18 protein-coding genes are annotated in these 17,905 nt (G+C 61.5%); 8 read left to right on the forward strand and 10 right to left on the reverse strand.

Annotation, left to right across the window (positions count from 1 at the left end):
• The first annotated feature begins 122 nt into the window (after nucleotides 1-122).
• From puuE to IG629_RS08590, 3 genes are read left to right on the forward strand one after another with little or no spacing between them, the layout of a single operon-like run.
• Entirely contained in the window at nucleotides 123-1,538 is a 1,416-nt protein-coding gene (gene puuE, locus IG629_RS23045; protein WP_193171539.1) for an allantoinase PuuE, read from the forward strand.
• The gene (locus tag IG629_RS08585; protein WP_226886558.1) at nucleotides 1,535-2,392 is read left to right on the forward strand and encodes a bifunctional allantoicase/(S)-ureidoglycine aminohydrolase; all 858 of its coding nucleotides are present in this window, start codon (nucleotides 1,535-1,537) and stop codon (nucleotides 2,390-2,392) included. Before puuE ends, IG629_RS08585 begins: the two co-directional genes overlap by 4 nt.
• Nucleotides 2,389-2,880: an ureidoglycolate lyase gene (locus IG629_RS08590; RefSeq protein ID WP_193171540.1), complete on the forward strand. Its 492-nt coding sequence runs from the start codon at nucleotides 2,389-2,391 to the stop codon at nucleotides 2,878-2,880. The genes IG629_RS08585 and IG629_RS08590 overlap by 4 nt, the downstream gene beginning before the upstream one ends.
• 108 nt (nucleotides 2,881-2,988) lie before the next feature.
• On the opposite strand, the gene IG629_RS08595 is transcribed toward IG629_RS08590, so the two are convergent.
• Nucleotides 2,989-3,528 (reverse strand): helix-turn-helix domain-containing protein, encoded by a 540-nt coding sequence (locus IG629_RS08595; protein WP_193171541.1) that lies wholly within the window; start codon nucleotides 3,526-3,528, stop codon nucleotides 2,989-2,991.
• 464 nt (nucleotides 3,529-3,992) lie between these two features.
• Here IG629_RS08595 and IG629_RS08600 point away from each other — a divergent pair, with 464 nt between their 5' ends.
• The 4 genes from IG629_RS08600 (at nucleotide 3,993) to IG629_RS08615 (ending at nucleotide 7,713) form a co-directional block, all read left to right on the forward strand.
• A complete protein-coding gene (locus IG629_RS08600) occupies nucleotides 3,993-5,114 on the forward strand; it encodes an FAD-dependent monooxygenase (protein WP_193171542.1) in 1,122 nt (373 codons plus the stop codon).
• A 2-nt stretch (nucleotides 5,115-5,116) separates the two neighbouring features.
• Entirely contained in the window at nucleotides 5,117-5,539 is a 423-nt protein-coding gene (locus IG629_RS08605; RefSeq protein WP_193171543.1) for a hypothetical protein, read from the forward strand.
• Nucleotides 5,540-6,157: 618 nt separating this feature from the next.
• Nucleotides 6,158-6,964 carry a creatininase family protein gene (locus tag IG629_RS08610; protein WP_193171544.1) on the forward strand — a complete coding sequence of 269 codons (807 nt, stop codon included), beginning with the start codon at nucleotides 6,158-6,160 and terminating at the stop codon, nucleotides 6,962-6,964.
• The gene (locus IG629_RS08615; RefSeq protein WP_193171545.1) at nucleotides 6,961-7,713 is read left to right on the forward strand and encodes a RibD family protein; all 753 of its coding nucleotides are present in this window, start codon (nucleotides 6,961-6,963) and stop codon (nucleotides 7,711-7,713) included. Before IG629_RS08610 ends, IG629_RS08615 begins: the two co-directional genes overlap by 4 nt.
• Here IG629_RS08615 and IG629_RS08620 read toward each other — a convergent pair.
• From IG629_RS08620 to IG629_RS08660, 9 genes are all read right to left on the reverse strand, one after another.
• Nucleotides 7,706-8,515 (reverse strand): class I SAM-dependent methyltransferase, encoded by an 810-nt coding sequence (locus IG629_RS08620; RefSeq protein WP_193171546.1) that lies wholly within the window; start codon nucleotides 8,513-8,515, stop codon nucleotides 7,706-7,708. The genes IG629_RS08615 and IG629_RS08620 overlap by 8 nt on opposite strands.
• Nucleotides 8,512-9,591, reverse strand: a complete 1,080-nt coding sequence (locus IG629_RS08625; RefSeq protein ID WP_193171547.1) for a glycosyltransferase family 4 protein — start codon at nucleotides 9,589-9,591, stop codon at nucleotides 8,512-8,514. The genes IG629_RS08620 and IG629_RS08625 overlap by 4 nt, the downstream gene beginning before the upstream one ends.
• Entirely contained in the window at nucleotides 9,588-9,986 is a 399-nt protein-coding gene (locus IG629_RS08630) for a 6-pyruvoyl trahydropterin synthase family protein (protein WP_193171548.1), read from the reverse strand. Before IG629_RS08630 ends, IG629_RS08625 begins: the two co-directional genes overlap by 4 nt.
• A gap of 13 nt (nucleotides 9,987-9,999) precedes the next feature.
• A complete protein-coding gene (locus IG629_RS08635; protein ID WP_319025047.1) occupies nucleotides 10,000-11,022 on the reverse strand; it encodes a zinc-dependent alcohol dehydrogenase in 1,023 nt (340 codons plus the stop codon).
• 226 nt (nucleotides 11,023-11,248) lie between these two features.
• Nucleotides 11,249-11,776: a 2'-5' RNA ligase family protein gene (locus tag IG629_RS08640; protein WP_193171549.1), complete on the reverse strand. Its 528-nt coding sequence runs from the start codon at nucleotides 11,774-11,776 to the stop codon at nucleotides 11,249-11,251.
• Between the two features lie 42 nt (nucleotides 11,777-11,818).
• The gene (locus tag IG629_RS08645) at nucleotides 11,819-12,763 is read right to left on the reverse strand and encodes an NAD(P)-dependent oxidoreductase (protein WP_193171550.1); all 945 of its coding nucleotides are present in this window, start codon (nucleotides 12,761-12,763) and stop codon (nucleotides 11,819-11,821) included.
• A gap of 277 nt (nucleotides 12,764-13,040) precedes the next feature.
• The gene (locus IG629_RS08650) at nucleotides 13,041-13,676 is read right to left on the reverse strand and encodes a peroxiredoxin (RefSeq protein WP_193171551.1); all 636 of its coding nucleotides are present in this window, start codon (nucleotides 13,674-13,676) and stop codon (nucleotides 13,041-13,043) included.
• 137 nt (nucleotides 13,677-13,813) lie between these two features.
• Nucleotides 13,814-14,440, reverse strand: a complete 627-nt coding sequence (locus tag IG629_RS08655; protein ID WP_193171552.1) for a glutathione S-transferase family protein — start codon at nucleotides 14,438-14,440, stop codon at nucleotides 13,814-13,816.
• An 81-nt stretch (nucleotides 14,441-14,521) separates the two neighbouring features.
• Nucleotides 14,522-16,831 carry a xanthine dehydrogenase family protein molybdopterin-binding subunit gene (locus tag IG629_RS08660; RefSeq protein ID WP_193171553.1) on the reverse strand — a complete coding sequence of 770 codons (2,310 nt, stop codon included), beginning with the start codon at nucleotides 16,829-16,831 and terminating at the stop codon, nucleotides 14,522-14,524.
• 150 nt (nucleotides 16,832-16,981) lie between these two features.
• On the opposite strand from IG629_RS08660, the gene IG629_RS08665 reads away from it, so the two are divergent.
• On the forward strand, nucleotides 16,982-17,902 hold the full coding sequence (locus tag IG629_RS08665; RefSeq protein WP_193171554.1) for a DMT family transporter: 921 nt from the start codon (nucleotides 16,982-16,984) through the stop codon (nucleotides 17,900-17,902).
• Nucleotides 17,903-17,905: the final 3 nt, after the last annotated feature.

Raw genomic sequence — 17,905 nt, forward strand, 5'->3', positions numbered from 1 at the left:
TTAGATTGTCTAGGAATTGTATATGAAAGGGGGCTTGTCATAAGACTCTTTCAAAATTTTGTTGAATGTCCGCCGGGCAGTTCTCTGGAACGATGGCACCCGCAGGCATGAGAGGAAGAAATATGGGGACCTATCCGCGCGATCTTGAAGGCTATGGCCAGACCGTTCCGAATGCCGCCTGGCCAAGCGGCGCGAAGGTCGCGGTGCAGTTCGTCCTGAATTACGAGGAAGGCGGCGAAAACAACCTGCTGCACGGGGACGACGCCTCCGAAGCTTTCCTCTCGGAGATCGTCGGTGCCGCCGCTTGGCCAGGCCAGCGGCACTGGAATATGGAATCGATCTATGAGTACGGCGCCCGGTCCGGGTTCTGGCGCCTGCACCGGCTGTTCACCGAGGCCGGCATCCCGCTCACCGTCTATGGCGTTGCCACTGCGCTCGCCCGCAGTCCGTCGCAGGTGAAGGCGATGCAGGAGGCTCATTGGGAGATCGCCTCGCACGGGCTCAAATGGATCGAGCACAAGGACATGACCGAAGCGGAGGAGCTGGCCCAGATCGTGGAAGCGATCCGCCTGCATGCCGAAGTCACCGGAGAGGCGCCGCGCGGCTGGTATACTGGCCGCTGCTCCATGAACACGGTCGGGCTCGTCGCCGCGCGGGGCGACTTCGACTATATCTCCGACAGCTATGCCGACGACCTGCCCTACTGGATGGAAGCGGGCGAGCACGATCAGCTGATCATTCCCTATACGCTCGACGCCAACGACATGCGGTTTGCGACACCGCAGGGCTTCAATACCGGCGAGCAGTTCTTCCAGTATCTGAAAGACAGTTTCGACGGTCTCTACGCGGAAGGTGCGGCCGGTCGCCCGGCCATGATGTCCGTCGGCCTGCATTGCCGCCTCACCGGCCGGCCCGGACGGGCTGCCGGGCTGAAGCGGTTCATCGAGTACGCGCAATCCCACAGCGATGTCTGGTTTGCCCGCCGGATCGAGATCGCCGAGCACTGGAAAGCCAATTTCCCGCACAAGCGTTGGGAGCGGCCCGGCGCCATGTCCCGCGAACGGTTTGTCGAGTGCTTCGGCGGCATCTTTGAGAACTCTCCCTGGATTGCCGAGCAGGCCTTCGATCTGGAACGCGGCCCGGCGCACGACACGGCAACCGGCCTGCACAACGCTCTCAACCGGATCTTCCGCTCGGCCAGCCAGGCGGAACGGCTTGGCGTGCTGAACGCCCATCCAGACCTTGCCGGCAAGCTGGCGCAGGCGAAACGTCTGACCGAGAATTCCACATCAGAGCAGGCCAGCGCCGGGCTCGACGCCCTGACCGACGCCGAACGGTCCAGCTTCGAGGCGCTGAACGCGGAATATGTGGCCAAGCACGGCTTCCCGTTCATCATCGCCGTCCGCGATCATGACAAGGCCGGTATCCTCGCTGCCTTTCAGCGCCGCATCGGCAGTGACCGGGAGACGGAAATGGCCGAGGCCTGCCGCCAGGTCGAACGCATCACCGAACTCAGATTGAAGGATCTGCTGCCATGAGCATGGAAAACAAGGACAGCGGAGCCTACTTCGCCATCGAGGGCGGCCTGCCGGGCCAGCGCGAATTGATGACAGGCCGGGCGGTCTTCACCGACGCCTATGCGGTGATCCCGAAAGGCGTGATGACCGATATCGTCGCCAGCCTGTTTCCGTTCTGGGAGAAGACCCGGGGCTGGATCATCGCCCGGCCGCTCTCCGGTTTCAGCGAGACCTTCTCCCATTATGTGATGGAAGTCGGCCCCGGTGGCGGCTCGGACAAGCCGGAACCGGAAGCAGGCGCGGAAGGCGCGCTGTTCGTTGTCTCAGGCTCGATCACGGTCAGTATCGATGGGGCAGAACATGTTTTGGAGCCGGGCGGTTTCGGTTTTCTGCCGCCGACATCGGGCTGGACCCTGCGCAACCGGGGAAGCGAGACGGCGAAGTTTCATTGGATCCGCAAGATGTACGAGGCTGTGGAAGGGCTCGACGCACCCGAGCCGCTGTTCGCGAATGACCGGGACATCACGCCGAACGCCATGCCAGATACCGAAGGCCGCTGGGCGACATCGCGTTTCGTCGACCCGGAAGACCTGCGGCATGACATGCATATCACAGTCGTCACTTTCCAGCCGGGCGGCACCATTCCGTTCGAGGAAACCCACGTCATGGAGCACGGCCTCTACGTGCTGCAAGGCAAGGGCGTCTACAAGCTGAACCAGGACTGGGTGGAGGTCGAGGCGGGCGACTATATGTGGCTGCGTGCCTTCTGCCCGCAGGCCTGCTACGCGGCCGGGCCGGAGCCGTTCCGCTATCTGCTCTACAAAGACATGCACCGGCATCCGAAGCTGACCGGCGTCGGCGGGTTCGGTCGATGAGCCGAACTATCAAGGCGCAGCCGCTGACGGCGGAGGCTTTCGCACCGTTCGGCGCCGTGCTGGAAGCGACAGGCACGCCAGACTTCATGATCAACGCCGGTCTCTGCGGCCGCCATCACGATCTCGCCCGTCCGGAGACAGATGCTGACGGCGCCGTAAGCCTGAGCGTCGGGCGCAGCGAGGCCGTCACCCTGCCGCTCTCCCTTAGCATGATGGAGCGGCACCCGCATGGCAGCCAGGCTTTCGTGCCGATGGCGGGAACCCGGTTTCTGGTCATCGTTGCCGAAGACAGGTACGGCACGCCGGGGACACCGCGCGCGTTCCTGACGAACGGCAGTCAGGGCATTCAGTACAAGATAAATTGCTGGCACGGCGTGCTGGCACCGCTGACCGGGCCGTCCGATTTCCTGATCGTGGACCGGGTCGGGCCGGGCGGTAATCTGGAAGAACATCACCTGACCACGCCGTACACCATCTCTACGGATTGATCCGGCGTTACGGACTGATCCGGTTAGAGGCGGCGGTACCTGAAAACAGAAATTGCCGCTGAAGCGGCAATTTCTCTACTGCGTTTGGATCTTTACCTTAAGTCAGGATCAAACCCGCTCGTTGTCGTGGCCTTGATCGGCCAGCTCCGACATAGTCCGCACCAAATCGACAATGCGGGTCCGCGCATGTTCCGGCAGATCACACCAGAGCCGGACAAGATCATTTGCCTGACGGCGCGCCAGCGGAGAATCTATCTCGACATCATGCGTGCTGACCATTGGCGGCGCCATGCCTTCGGCACCCAGCAGACGCGCCGGAGACTGGGCAATCGTCTGCTCGTCCATCTCATCGAAGAAAAAAGAGACCGGTGTATTCAGGACCGAGGCTACATCGAACAAACGCGACGCGCTGATCCGGTTATCCCCCCGCTCATATTTCATATATTGCTGGGAGGTAACGCCGATCTTCTGCGCAACGATGCGCTGGGTCATGCCCATTTCCTTGCGGCGGCGGCGCAGACGGGCGCCCACGAACACGTCGACCGGATTGTTCGAGGTCGTCTTGCCCCGGTCCGAGTCATCCTTTTCCGTCGCCAACGCTGTGTCTTCAGACAGATCGTCGGCCAGACGATTAGCCGCGTTCTTCATATCCTCACCCCCATGCCGTGTTAACGTCCCTGAATCGAAAGTTTGTTATCCACGCGATTGTCCAGACAGGAATCATCCCCTCCCCTCAGGCAGCATCGCGATGTCTAAAAGCGTTCTGCTGCGCCTGATTCGGCGCCGCCATGTGCGTACCGCTCTGCCGAAGCTTTGCGTCGTTGCCTTTGTTGATTTGGGCAATTGGCGTTCAGATGGGTAACCATACCATGTTGCGCCGAAACATTCAATTTTTCCGTGATCGTCATAGGTAGATTTTTATTAATATGCGGCTTAATGCCTTCGACTTTTAAAACGGCTGTCAGAGCGGGTTTCAAGCGCCATACGCACTAAATATACCTTAAAATCATCCTATTAAGATCAACCATTCCGGGATTGATTGGATCCTGTTGCGAAAACTTGCAGATTACTAACTACGGACCGAAACTGACGGACGCCAAAAAGGAACTGCAATGCTTGTCGATATCGCCGTTATCGGGAATGGCCCGACCGCCCGCCTCGCCACCCATGCGCTCTGCGAATGCGGGGCGGATGTGGTGATGATCGGACCGGATGTCGACCGGTCCGCAGATCCGCGGACTACCGCCCTGATGCCATCAAGCGTCGATGCACTGGATCAGCTGGGTATCGATGTCCGCACAAGGGCAACCCCGCTTCTGGATCTTCGGATTGAAACAACCGGACCGTTCGGTATTGTCTCGGAACTGTTCACGGCGGCGGATGCCGGCGAGGCCTTCCTGGCCCAGAATCTGTTCATCCGGGACCTGATGGCCGTCATGCCGGATGTCCGGCAACACAAAGCCACGGTCACCGGCGTCCGGACGTCGGCAGACAGCGTCCGGATTGAAACGGACGACGGCCGGGAAGTAAGAGCCCGGCTGGTGGTTGCCGCCGATGGCTTGCAGTCCCTGGCGCGGGAAGCCGCAGGCATCCGGATGCGCAAGAAACCGCTCGGCCGAAGCGCCTTTTGCGTGCCGGTCCGGCTCGAGCGCCCACACGAACGGCTTTGTATCGAACGCTATGACGATACCGGCACTCTCACCCTGATCCCCGTCGCGGAGCACGACGCCTCCCTGATCACCATCGCCGCCCCGGACGAGATCGCCGCTCTTGCCACCCATTCGGACGAGACCATTGAACGCAAGCTGACACGCCGTCAGGACACATTCGGCCATATCGGGTTCGCCGGTCAGAAAGCCATTTTCCCCCTGGCTCTCGGCTTTACACCGCAACCGGCACGGGAACGGGTCATCGTGATCGGTGAGAGCGCGCATATCGCGCCGCCGATCGCTGCCCAGGGCTGGAACATGTCAGTTCGGGACATCATGACCTTGAAGTCCCTCCTCGCCACCGCCACTGCCAATGGTGACGATATCGGCAGCCAGGAGGTGCTCGATGCCTATGCGCCCCGCCGTCAGCTTGACGTTGCCGGACGATTGTCCGCCATCGGCGCACTTGCAGGTGTCGCCACCCGCCCGGCCGGACCGCAGAAACTGATCCGACAGGCAGGTCTCGCCGCCATTGGCCAGTTCAGCGGTTTGAAACGCGGCCTGATGCGCGCGGGCCTCAGATAAACATGCGGCCGGCTTCCGCCGCCCTCATGTCTCTCGCGCTGGCTCTGGCAAGCCCAGCCGTGGGAGCCACCATCCAGAAGACGGATCTGCCTCCGCCCCTCTCCCGCCTTACCTTCGGTATGACGGTCAGCGATGCATCCAGCGCCGTGCCGGAGGCGCACCTCCTAAAACCCGGTATTGATTTCGGCCAGCTGAAAGGCCGGCTCGTGGTACCGGAGGCAAAGGCATTCGGCTCCGATTTCCGCATCTATCTACAATTCGACCAAGCGAACCGGTTGCGGCAGATCCTGCTCGAACGACGGCACGCGGCGGCAACCAGAAGGAGTGCCGGAGAAATTCAGCGCAGCCTGATGGCTAAATTGGGAAAACCGGACGAGACATGTCTTCCCGCACTGGCGACGCCAGCAGCAGCCAGGATCACCTGAAAGGAGGAAAACTGGATACTGTCCCTGATCGGGTTCGACGATCTCGGCCTCGGTATCCTGACCGAAGATGCCGACAGGGCAGACCCGCTTGAGGTCAAACCTCTCGGCCGTAGCCGGAAAGAGCAATTGCGCAGCCGCCAGCAGCGAAACTTGCCGCGCCGCATTCTGATCCGTATTCACGGCGCAGAAGACCGGGCGCTCAAGCCGCCAGCCTGCGATTAAACGCTAGGGAATCCCGAACCATACGGTGCCGATGGCAGGCCTGAAGCCCGTCAGCGGCGCCGCACGCCGAGATATGCTCCCGCAAGAAAAGGTGAGCTTAACATTGTTCCAACGCCTGCCGTGCCAAGACATGCCAATAATAACGCGACGGACTCAATATCCATTCACGTACTCAAACAATATAACTGATAATTATTTATTTTTTACTACCATCAATTAGAAAAATAAAAGAAAGAGGCTCATTATTTGAATATATTGCGTATAATAAATGACATTTCAATTTCATAAATGTGACGAACATTTTATCACGCCGCCGTGTATCGACTTGACAGGACCAGTCACGGCAGTATGTGCTCTAACCATCATCACAGCAGAAACAGCCGGAATTTCAACAGGATGCCAATCAGGACGTGGGGCCATCTGACCACTGTTGAGGTCGCAGCGCTCGATCCGGCGCGCACCGTCGCAGTGCTTCCCGTGGGTGCTATCGAGCAGCATGGCCCACACCTGCCGCTGGCAACCGACATCCTGATCTCCGAAGGCATTCTTGCGGCCGCGGCCGAACGGGTTGCCACTGATTTAGATTTGATCCGGCTGCCTTCCCAGTCTGTCGGTCTTAGCCCGGAGCATATGAATTTCGTCGGCACGCTCACCCATGAAGCCGAGACCCTGCTCGCCTCCTGGACGGAAATCGGCATGTCCGTCTCTGCGGCCGGATTGCGCAAGCTGATCATCCTGAACAGCCATGGCGGCCAGCCCCAGATCGTCGATCTGGTGACACAGCGGCTCCGCAGCGAGGCCGGGATGCTGGCCGTGCGGGCGAACAGCTTCCGCTTCGACCTGCCGCCGGACCTGATCGCCGAGAACGAGCGGGCATTCGGCCTGCATGGCGGCCAAATCGAAACCGCTTTGATGCTGGCGCTTCACCCGGAGCTGGTGCGCCGGGACAAGATAGCGAACTTTCCGAACCAAGCGGCGGACCGCATCCGCACGGCGAAACGCCTCGGCCTTTCCGGTGCCGGCGGTTATGCTTGGAACGCGGAGGATTTGAACCCGGAAGGCGCGACCGGCAATGCCAGTCTGGCAACGGCGGAACAGGGGACAGCCCTGCTCGCCGCCTATGCGACCCAGCTTGCCGACCTGATCGCCGATGTCGCGGACTGGCCGGTCGAGGGCGGTGAGCCGTTCGGCGCGGCACCATGAGCGGCGACTGGTCGAGCATTCTTGCGCTGCTTGGCAAGGTCAGCGGCACGAACCCGCAAGACGCGCGGTCAGATGACGATATTCCCTGGCAGCTCTACCGCGATCTCGCCCGGGACTGTATGGAACGCCCCCTTGTCATCGCCCAGATCGGCCAGAGCCTCGATGGCAGGATCGCGACCGCCAGCGGCCATTCCCACTATATCAACGGCCCCGAAAGTCTCGACCACCTGCACCGCCTGAGGGCCATTGCCGATGCCGTGATCGTCGGCGCCAACACGGCGGTCCTGGACAATCCCCGGCTCACGACTCGGCGCGTCACCGGGCCAAACCCGGTACGTGTGGTGATCGATCCGAAAAGGCGCGTTCCGGCAGAGCACGCCCTGCTGGCGGAACCCGACGCCGAGACTTTGCTGGTGACCGGCCTCGATATTTCCGAACTGCCGCCGCACTGCTCCGCCCTTGCTCAGGCAACCGGTGCCGAACAGGTTGCGCCGGACCGGCTTCTGGAACAGCTTCGCAGCAAGGGACTGCGCACCATCCTGATCGAAGGCGGCGGAAATACGATTTCACGTTTCCTGAGTGCGGACCTGATAGACCGGCTGCACATCGCCGTTGCCCCAATGCTGATCGGCTCCGGCCGCCCGGGTCTTGTCCTGCCGGAGATTGAAACGCTTGCGGAAGCGCGGCGTTTCGAGGCTCAAACCTACAAACTGGGGTCGGATACCCTGTTTGACTGCCGGCTCAGCTGAGAGGCGGCGTGGCGAAATGGTCGCGATGGCCAACACGGATCTTAGCTTCCGGCTGCGCATACAAGGTTTCAGCCCAAGCCTCGAAATCACGAACCCTCTCCGGCGCCATCTCGGACGCGGCCTCAACCCAACCGCCCACCAGCTCGCGCGTGCCTGGATCACCGGGTGCGACGATCCAGTCGCTCTCCCCATCCCGCACATCATAGGCACGTGCGGCGAGACCGGCGGACAGTGCGGCTGACGCATCAGGGCCAAGCGCCGGACCGAACCCCTTGTCCGTCCGCTGGTGCCGGTTCACAAGGTCCCTCACTTCCGCAAGCGTCTCTTGATCGGTACCGGCCTCAATCCGCCCGTCATAGGTCAGAACGGCCAGCAGGGCCGTTCCTTCGTCTGCCAGCGCATCGAGCAAATTGTCGAGCCAGTCTTGCGAAGCCAGATCGAACAGCGCGGAGGCCGTGACAAGGTCGGCCGCCACGACCAGCTTTGCCAGATCGGCGTGTGCGAGATCCGTCACTTCGGCGACCAGCGAGTCGCCCGGCTTCAAATCGGCAGTCCGCTCCGCGCTGGCCAGCAATGCCTGATCGCTATCAACCAGCATCCAGTCCACCGGCGCCGGTAGCAGCGGTGCGAGATGGCGTTGGTTGTTCCCGTTCCCGGCCCCGAGATCGACGACCCGGAGACGTTGCCCGTCCGGTGCGCGTTTGCGGGCCCATCCGACCAGCGCATCCTCTACGCTCCGGCTCCGGGCCGGGCTGTCCCAGGCCGCGCGGGCACTGAGCCAGGCGTCAGAGAACCCGCTCACTGCAGTATCACCCCATCCACCGCCCTCTGGAATGCCGCCTTGGCCCTCGCCCAGTCGGACAGCGTGGCCGCCGCCACGACGGACCGTCCGGCCAGTTGTACCCGCTGCTCACCATCGCCAAGCACATCGCGCAAGGCATCGGTCAATGCCCCGGCTTCACCGGCAGGCACCAGCCGTGCCGCCGCGCGCACCGCATCGGCAACCGCGCCCTCATGCGTCGTCACAACCGGCAGCCCGGCGGCGACGGCATCCGCGAGGGCCATGCCGAACCCTTCGTGATGTGTCGCCGACAGAAACAGCCCGGCAGTGCCATGCATCCCGGAGAAGGCCTCATCCGCCACCTCGCCATGCAGCGTGACCCGATCCTCCAGACCAAGCTCGACGATCAGGGAGTCCAGTTCCGCCGCATGTGCCTCGTCCCGGGCGGCTCCGACGATGTCGAGCTGCCAGTCGAGGTCGCGGCAATTGGCCAGAGCCCGCAAGGCGATGTCATGCCCCTTGCGCCGTGTCAGCGTGCCGACCGAGAGAATGCGAAGCGGCCCATCTGCCGGGCGCTTTTCGACCGACGACACCCAGTTGGAAATTCCGGGCTCGACCGCATGGACCGAAGACGGGTGCACACCGAAATCCGCCAGCCGCTCCGCCGTGCGGCGACTTGAAACGACAACCCGTGCCACTTCATTCAGCACGGCTTTCTCCGCCTGGAAGAATGCCTCCTGCTCCGCCATGCTGAGGCCGGTCTCATCGGCCAGCGGATGGTGGATCATGGCCACGATATCGAGCCGGGAGGCATGCCGGAAAACCGCTTGGCCGAGTGCCGTGAGTGCCAGACCGTCTATCACGCAACGGGTCCGGTCCGGCAGGCCCGACAGCACTGCCGCTCCGGCCGCGACATCGTAGGGAGCGGCTCTCGGAAAATCGCCGGCAAGCTCATGCACCATGCCAAGACGTCCGGCTGCCTTCAGCCCGTCAACCATGTGACGGTCATAGATGAACCCGCCGGTCAGCGTTTCCAATGGACCCGGGACGATGAAATGGACCGGCGGCTCCGTGCCCTTGAACGGGTCCGCGCTCACAGCATCCCCTCATAGGAAGCCCAGGCGATGTGGGATTCGTGCAGGGTGACCTTCATGGAGGCGAGCTCCTTCGCGCCTTCGCCAAGCTCTCCGGCCGCAATCGCGCCCGCCATCCGGTCAAAGATGTGCCGGGCCAGAAACTCGGTCGTCGTGTTCTCTCCGGCGAATTCCGGCAGATCGTCCAGATTACGGTAGCCGAGCGGCTCCAGCACCGCTTTCAGCCGCTCCGAGGCGGCGCCGATATCGACCACCAGATTATCCGCATCCAGCTCCGCCCGGCGGAATTCCACGTCGATCACATAGGTCGCGCCGTGCAGCCGCTGGGCCGGGCCGAAGGTTTCGGAATTGAAGCTGTGCGCGATCATGACATGGTCGCGAACGGTGAGTGCGTACATTGAAATACTCCGGTCAGTCAGAATAACGAATGCGATGGCAGAGCGTTTCAGGTGCTCCGGCGACAAGTCCCGCCAGTACCTCCGGCAGAGCTTCGAACGGGCTTTCATCGGTGATGAGAATGTCCAGCGCCGGATCGTCCAGCAGCGTCAGCGCCTCGGCCAGACGCTCGGCGTGCCGCGCCTGCTCCCGGCGGGACGGCGCCACGGCACCGACCTGGGAGGCCTGGATGGTCAGACGCTGGGAATGGAAGGCGCCGCCAAGCGGCAGGGAAACCTCTCGGTCGCCATACCAGCTCAACTCGATAATGGTCGCCTCGAAGGCCGCGAGGTCGAGCGCCGTGCGCAATCCGGCCTCGGTCGCGCTGGCATGGAAAAGCAAGCTGAACTTCTCCAACTGCGTGCCGGTCTCCGCAAAGTGCAGGCCAAGCTGCTCCGCCACCGCTTTACGGCTTTCGACCGGGTCAATCACCCAGACCTCCGCCCCCCAGAACCGGCGGGCGAGATAGCCGGTGAGCAAACCGACCATGCCGCCACCGATGACGGCAATCCGGCCGGTGCGTGCCGCTTCAGCATCCCAGACCGCGTTCAGCGCCGTTTCCATATTGGCGGCCAGCACGGCCCGCTCAGGCGTCACGCCTTCCGGCACAGGAATGGCCGCAGCGGCCGGCAACACGAAGCGGGTCTGGTGCGGGTAGAGCGCAAAAATTAACGACCCCGGTTCAAGCGCCGCCCCTTCGACAACACGAGCAACGGCGGCATAGCCGTATTTCACCGGCCCCGGAAATTGCCCCTCCTGAAACGGACAGGCCATGCGCCCCCACTCGGACTCCGGCACGCCGCCCCGGAAGACTAGACTCTCAGTGCCCTTGCTGACGGCGGAATAAACAGTTTCCGCGAGCACCTCATCCGGCCCCGGCGTAGCAAGTGCCGCCGCCCTGATCTCGCCCCGGCCATCGCCGAGAGACCAGAACGCCCGCGCGCCGTCCGTTGCTGCTTTATCCTGCCCCATCATCTCCGCCTTATTGGAAGACGCCACAAAACCCTACAGGGGAGGCCTAGTCTGTTGTGCCCCCGCATGCAGCAAAAACTATCGTGAGCGGGATGTTTCCCCGCGCCGCGCCCTCCTCCCCGAAACGTCATTCCCGCGCACGCGGAGACCTAGGGAACATGGGCGCGACCCTATGATCGCCCAGGTCCCGGCTCTCCGGCCAGAGTGACGATTTTGGATATCAGCAGAGGGATCAGCATTCCAAACTGATTAATTACACCCCGCAGCCAAGACGATACTTTAAGTCTACGGGCGGAAATGAAACCCAGTCCACAGCATCAAAGACGACGTCAAAAGGGGTAATAGGCCGCGATGCCAATTCGATTGCTTGCTGCCGGTTGTCTGCAGCGACATCCATGGCAAGCGTACAGTGAGGCACCCAACTCTCTGGCCGGTAATGCGCGCGGCAGGACTGGAAATATCTCTGTCGATGAAGGGCAACGTGAAACGCAAACAGCTCTTCTGGCGAAGATGGGGCGGCCCAGATGACCAGTGGATCAGTATCGAACCATCGGATGCGATCAAAAGTCAGGCGTATTGGAGACATCCCCCCGAATACAGACCTGATTAAACCTTCGGCAGTGCTCGTGTTACTCTCATCCCAAACCGCAAAAGTGATGTGAGGCGGATAATCGAGACCAGACATAGTTGGCGCATTCTCCAGCGAACCGAAGTCTCGCCACAACTGGCGAACACGATCCGCACTCACATTGTTTGATGAAAGGGAAATCGCGTGCGCCATTGATGAGCTTTCTCAATCTTGGTTGAAAGGGCTCCATTTCTTTTAGCCACCTTCCAAAGCTCCCGGCAACCGAGCCTCAACACCGGTCAGCTTTTCATAAGCCTTGATCACGGCCGTGCAGCTTTCATCCTCGAAGCCCATGATAGAGGCCAGCGCGTAGGTCTGGTGAACCGACTCCGCCATGAAACCCGGCAGGCCTGCCTGCTCCAGCCATTGCGCGTAATAACGAACATCCTTCTGGGCGTTGGCCAGCGACATCAGTGGCGTGAAGTCGCGTTTCAGGGTGGCTTCGCCATAGAGATCCATCATGCCCGACTTGCCGCCGGCAGCCGAGATGATGCCGATCACCTTGTCCATGTCGAGCCCTTCCCGGGCAGCGAGCGCGAAGCCCTCGCACCAGGAAGCGACATTGGCGAAGGCTATGTAATTGTGGATCAATTTGAGGCGGATCGCGTGTCCGGCCGGGCCGACATGAAAGATGTTCTCGGCATAGGTCTCGAACAGCGGACGCAACCGCTCCAGCAATACCTCCGTTCCGCCGAACAGGATATTCACCTCGCCCCGGTCGGCATGGACCGGCGTCCGGGTCATCGGTGCCTCGCAATAGTCGATCCCGCGCGCGGCACAGGCCTCCCGCATCTTGTCCACATGCTCCGGCGAGACCGTCGTGTGATCAAGGAAGACCGCTCCGTCGCGCATATGGGATAGCAAACCGTCCGGCCCGAGAGCGAGTTCCTGGACCGCCTCCGCCGTGGTGATGCATATGCCGAGAACATCAACATTGGCCGCCATGTGCGCGAGATCCGGCTCGGCGCTGGCACCCTGCGAGACAGCCAGTGCAACCGCCTCCGGATCAAGATCGTGCACCGAGACCACGGCGCCTCCGGCCAGCATGTTTTTCACCACCCCTCGGCCCATCCCGCCAAGACCGATGAAACCGACAGAGAAATCCGTTGCCGTTTCTGTGCCCTTATCGTTTCCGCTCATGTCCCGCCCTCCTGCTACGATCGATCTTGTCGACTTGCCGGAAGAGTGCCGGATTTTTGCTACATTATTAAGGTGTTATTCCCTTTTGATGGCGCTAAAGCGTTCTTGCGGCACGCCCCCTCACCGTCATTCCCGCGCAGGCGGGAACTCAGGGATCATAGAGTTGTATTCGTCATCCCTGGGTCCCTGCTTTCGCAGGGATGACGATCAGAGAAAATGATGTGCAGAAATTAAAAAGGGCCGGTCGAACCGGCCCTTTTCCCAAAATGGTCAGCCCTTACGCACCCGGCTGATCGACCACGCGGAGATAAGGGCGCTGTTCGTCCCAACCGCCCGGGAACAGTTTCTTGGCGTCGTCGTTGGACAGCGCCGGGACGATGATGCACTTGCCACCGTCCTGCCAGTTCACCGGCGTCGCCACCTTGTGCTTGTCGGTCAGCTGCAGGGAATCCACCACGCGCAGGATTTCGTCGAAGTTGCGCCCGGTGCTGGCTGGATAGGTCAGGATCAAACGGACCTTCTTGTTGCCGTCGATGACGAAGACCGAACGCACCGTCAGCGTATCGTTCGCGTTCGGGTGGATCATGTCGTAAAGGCCCGCGACCGTCTTGTCGTGGTCCGCCACCAGCGGGAAGTTCAGGCTGTTGCCCTGGGTCTGCTTGATGTCGTCAGCCCATTTCTCATGGTCGCCGAGACCATCGACGGAAAGGCCGAGCACCTTGACGCCGCGCTTGTCGAATTCCGGCTTCAGGCCGGCCATGTAGCCGAGCTCGGTGGTGCAGACCGGGGTAAAATCCTTCGGGTGCGAGAACAGGATGACCCAGCTGTCGCCCGCATAATCGTAGAAATTGATCTTGCCGTCCGTGGAGTCCTGCGTGAAATCAGGCGCTATGTCGCCAAGCCGGATGGTCATGGCCTTCTCCTCCTGGTGTGAATTTCGAGCCTGTCGCCTCCCTCCCGAGGAATGCGCGGGCAGCGGCACTATAAGCAGACGCGGGGCCGGACGATACCGCCGCGACCCCGCTTTTTAACCATAAATCCGGTTTCGGATCAGGGCAGTTCCATACCCCGGCTGAGGGCCGGACGCGCCATCATGGCGTCGTACCAGCGCTTCACGTTCGGGAACTGGTTCAGATCCACTTCCTGCCACTCATGGCGGAACACCCAGGGCAGGGTTGCAAAATCGGCGATGGAGACCTCGTCATTGGCGAGATAGTCCCGGCCTTCGAGGCGGCTGTTCAGCACGCCGTAAAGGCGGAGGCATTCCTTGCCGTACCGCTCGATGCCATAAGGCACCTTCTCTTTCGCGGCGCGCTTGAAATGATGCACCTGGCCGAAAATCGGGCCAATGCCGCCCATCTGGAACATCAGCCACTGGATGACCTCATAGCGCCTGGCCATGTCGGTCGGCAAGAACTTACCGGTCTTCTCGGCCAGATACATCAGGATCGCGCCGGATTCGAAGACCGTGTAGGGCTTCCCACCCGGGCCGTCCGGGTCGATGATCGCCGGGATCTTCGAGTTCGGGTTGATAGCGATGAATTCAGGCGTGAACTGATCGTCCTCACCGATATTGATCGGGTGCAGGTTGTACGGAATACCGCACTCTTCCAGCATGATCGTGATCTTGCGGCCGTTCGACGTCTTCCACGTGTAGCATTCGATCGGTGCCGTCATGGCTTCCCCCCTTTTGAATTCTTGAACTGTCATACAAGAAAAGACGGCTGCGTTTCCGCAACCGTCTTTTCAGAATGATACCTATTCGGCCGCCGCGAGTTTACCCGCGTTGGCCACCGCCCAGATTTTCTCCGGCGTCGCCGGCATGTCGATATTGGTGACGCCGAGCGCGTCGCAGACCGCGCTGATCGCCGCAGGCGGTGCACCGATGGCACCGGCCTCGCCGGAACCCTTGATGCCGAGAGGGTTGGTCGTGCACCAGACATTGTGGGTTTCGAAATCGACCCACGGCACATGGTCCGCGCGCGGCAGGGTGTAATCCATGTAGGAGCCGGTCACGAGCTGGCCGCTTTCCTCGTCATAGATCGTGTTCTCATAGAGCGCCTGACCGAGGCCCTGGCCGACGCCACCATGCACCTGACCGGCCAGCAGGTTCGGGTTGATGACCGAGCCGAAATCGTCGACCACGCTGTATTTCTGGATCTCGACAATACCGGTATCCGGATCGATCTCCAGCTCGCAAACATGGCAGCCGTTCGGGAAAGTCGCCGCTTCCGGCGTGCGCTTGTGCGTGGTGTCGAGGCCCGCCTCTTCCTCGCTCATGGCCTCCCGGTTCACCTCGAAGATCGACATGGTCTTGTCGGTCCCGGCGACGGTGAATGTGCCGTCTGTGAACTCGATATCCTCGATCGCCGCTTCCATCACCCGGGCCGCGACCTTCTTGCCCTTCTCGACAATCTCGCGGCCTCCGAGCAACACCGCGACGCCGCCCACCGGCAGAGCGCGGGAGCCGCCGGTCAGACCGGGAGGCGTACGGTCGGTATCGCCCTGGATGATCCTTATATCCTCACCGTCGATGCCGAGCACGTCGCCCAGCACCTGGGCATAGGCGGTCTCGTGCCCCTGCCCGTTCGACTGGTTGCCGATATAGATCTCGATCTTGTTGTCCTCGGTGAAACGGATATCGGCCGTCTCCGGGTTCCCGCCACCGCATTTCTCGATGTAGTAGCCGAGGCCGATGCCGCGCAGCTTACCGTTCTTCACCGATTCTGCCTTGCGGGCGGCGAACCCGTCCCAGTCCGCCTTCGCCAGGCATTTCTCCATGACGATCTGGAATTCGCCGGTGTCGTAGACATTGCCGAGCGTGGTGCTGTAGGGCATCTGATCCGGCCTAATGTAATTGCGGCGCCGTATCTCGTCCCGGCCGAGGCCGGTTTCCGCCGCGCAATTATCCATCACCCGCTCGATCAGATAGGCCGCTTCCGGCCGGCCGGCGCCACGATAGGCATCCACCGGCGTGGTGTTGGTGAGCACGCCCTTCACATTCACGTAGATCACCGGAATGTCGTAGACGCCGGAAAGCATGTGGGTGCCCGCCTCGGTCGGGATGAAGGGGCCGAAATTCGATAGGTAGCCGCCGAGATTGGCGAAGGTCTCGACCTTCATGCCGATAACCTTGCCGTTCTCGTCAAGCGCGGCATCGACATAGCTCACATTGTCCCGGCCCTGGGTGTCGCTCATGAAGGCTTCGGAGCGTTCCGGGGTGTATTTCACCGCCATCTTCAGGCGGCGGGAGGCCCAGGCAAGCAGGCACTGTTCCGGATATAGGAAGATCTTCATACCGAACCCGCCACCGACATCGGTGGTGATGCAGCGCAGCTTCTCCTTATCGATCTTCAGCACCGCGTCGGCGAGGATCGGGTGAATAAAGCTCGGACCCTGGGTAGAGCTGTAGAGTGTCGTGCGATCCGTCTCCGCATCGTAAAGGCCGATGGCACCGCGCGGCTCCATGGAGTTCACGATGATTCGGTTATTGACGACCTTGGTCCGGACGACCTTTTTCGCCCGTGTGAAGGCGGCCTCGGCCATCTCCAGATCGCCCTTCTGCCAGTCGAAGCAGACATTGTGCGGGATATGCTCATAGAGCTGGGCCGCACCCGGCTTGGTGGCGCCTTCGGTATCGGTTGCGGATTGCAGCGGCTCGTAATCAACATCGATCAGTTCCGCCGCATCGCGTGCCTGATCCAGCGTTTCCGCGATCACCATGGCGACGGGCGTGCCGACATGACGGACCGTATCACCTTCAAGGATCGGGCGCGGCGTATCGGCTCGCGCACTGCCATCCTTGTTCGGCGCAGGCGCCAGACTGGGAAGATCGCCCAGCCCGTCTTCCTTCACATGTTTGTTGGTCAGAACGGCGATGACACCGGGGGCCGCTTCCGCGTCCGCCGTATCTATCCCGTTGATCCGCGCATGAGCGTAAGGGGAACGCAGGATGAAGGCCCGGGCGGTGCCGTCGGGCGTAACGTCATCCGTATAATTACCCTGACCGGTCAGCAACCGCTGATCCTCAACGCGTTTGATCGCCTGGCCAATGCCGAATTTTACCATGAAGTCCCTCCTCGTCGGGCCGTTGCGGTCGCAGCGGCCGATATCTCTCGCGGCGGATGTTAGGGGTTTAGAAGTCTGGCACTCAAGCAACAAATGGGTTAGCAAACTTTCTCTTCACACACCCTTCACAGAGTTAGGGGCTCTACGCCCGTGAACCAACCCTCGCCGCAAAAATCGGCAGAAATACCGGCATTCGCGGTCTTCCTGCTGGCCATGCTCGCCCTGCTCTGGGGCCTTAACTGGCCGGTGATGAAGCTGTCCCTTGCCGAATACCCGCCCTTTGTTTTCCGCGCAGTGGCAGGAATTTCGGCGGGTCTGGGGCTGTTCGCGATGGCGAAAGCCAACGGCCGGACACTCCGCGTGCCGCGCGCGGAATGGAAGGGACTGGTAATCGTCTCCCTCCTCAATATGTCGGTTTGGAACATTGCGGTCCTCTACGGCGTTGACCTTATGGAATCCGGCCGGGCCGCAATCCTCGCGTACACCATGCCGCTCTGGGCAACCCTGACCGGCGCATGGTTGGTCAAGGAGCCCTTGCGCGCCCGGTCCGTTCTGGCACTGGGCCTGGGCCTCGTCGGCATGGGCCTGCTGTTCTTCGGCGACGACCGCGCCGTGTCGGGCGACCCGCTCGGTCCGGTCCTGGTCGTCCTCGCCGCGATGAGCTGGGGCATGGGCACGGCGGCGGTGAAGTATTTCCGCTTTTCCATGTCGGTGACCGTACTTACCGGCTGGCAGCAGATGCTGGGTGCGCTGCCCGTCGCGGTGATCGCGCTTGCCTGGGATTATCAGAACATGCCGGACGCGGTCACGCTCGTCCCGACGCTCGGCCTCATCTACAACATGACGATCACGGGCATCTTCTGTTACTGGGCCTATTTCAGCGTGGTGAACATGCTTCCGGTCGTGGTCTCCACCGTCGGAACGCTGATGGTCCCGGTTGTCGGTGTCATAACGGACGCCATGATTTTCGGAACGATTCCGGGCCCGGTCGATTACGCGGCCCTCACCGCCGTGGTCTCCGCTGTCTTCCTGGTGATGACCCGCCGAACAAGATTGCCCGCAGAGAGCTGAAGC

Origin of the sequence: Nisaea nitritireducens, from assembly GCF_014904795.1 — a bacterium.
Lineage (GTDB): Bacteria > Pseudomonadota > Alphaproteobacteria > Thalassobaculales > Thalassobaculaceae > Nisaea > Nisaea nitritireducens.

Excerpts from the sequence above, each read along its gene's own strand:
- puuE (WP_193171539.1), top strand. The coding sequence starts at position 123 with ATGGGGACCTATCCGCGCGATCTTGAAGGCTATGGCCAGACCGTTCCG.
- IG629_RS08585 (WP_226886558.1), top strand. The coding sequence starts at position 1,535 with ATGAGCATGGAAAACAAGGACAGCGGAGCCTACTTCGCCATCGAGGGC.
- IG629_RS08590 (WP_193171540.1), top strand. The coding sequence starts at position 2,389 with ATGAGCCGAACTATCAAGGCGCAGCCGCTGACGGCGGAGGCTTTCGCA.
- IG629_RS08595 (WP_193171541.1), bottom strand. The coding sequence starts at position 3,528 with ATGAAGAACGCGGCTAATCGTCTGGCCGACGATCTGTCTGAAGACACA.
- IG629_RS08600 (WP_193171542.1), top strand. The coding sequence starts at position 3,993 with ATGCTTGTCGATATCGCCGTTATCGGGAATGGCCCGACCGCCCGCCTC.
- IG629_RS08605 (WP_193171543.1), top strand. The coding sequence starts at position 5,117 with ATGCGGCCGGCTTCCGCCGCCCTCATGTCTCTCGCGCTGGCTCTGGCA.
- IG629_RS08610 (WP_193171544.1), top strand. The coding sequence starts at position 6,158 with ATGCCAATCAGGACGTGGGGCCATCTGACCACTGTTGAGGTCGCAGCG.
- IG629_RS08615 (WP_193171545.1), top strand. The coding sequence starts at position 6,961 with ATGAGCGGCGACTGGTCGAGCATTCTTGCGCTGCTTGGCAAGGTCAGC.
- IG629_RS08630 (WP_193171548.1), bottom strand. The coding sequence starts at position 9,986 with ATGTACGCACTCACCGTTCGCGACCATGTCATGATCGCGCACAGCTTC.
- IG629_RS08640 (WP_193171549.1), bottom strand. The coding sequence starts at position 11,776 with ATGGCGCACGCGATTTCCCTTTCATCAAACAATGTGAGTGCGGATCGT.
- IG629_RS08645 (WP_193171550.1), bottom strand. The coding sequence starts at position 12,763 with ATGAGCGGAAACGATAAGGGCACAGAAACGGCAACGGATTTCTCTGTC.
- IG629_RS08650 (WP_193171551.1), bottom strand. The coding sequence starts at position 13,676 with ATGACCATCCGGCTTGGCGACATAGCGCCTGATTTCACGCAGGACTCC.
- IG629_RS08655 (WP_193171552.1), bottom strand. The coding sequence starts at position 14,440 with ATGACGGCACCGATCGAATGCTACACGTGGAAGACGTCGAACGGCCGC.
- IG629_RS08660 (WP_193171553.1), bottom strand. The coding sequence starts at position 16,831 with ATGGTAAAATTCGGCATTGGCCAGGCGATCAAACGCGTTGAGGATCAG.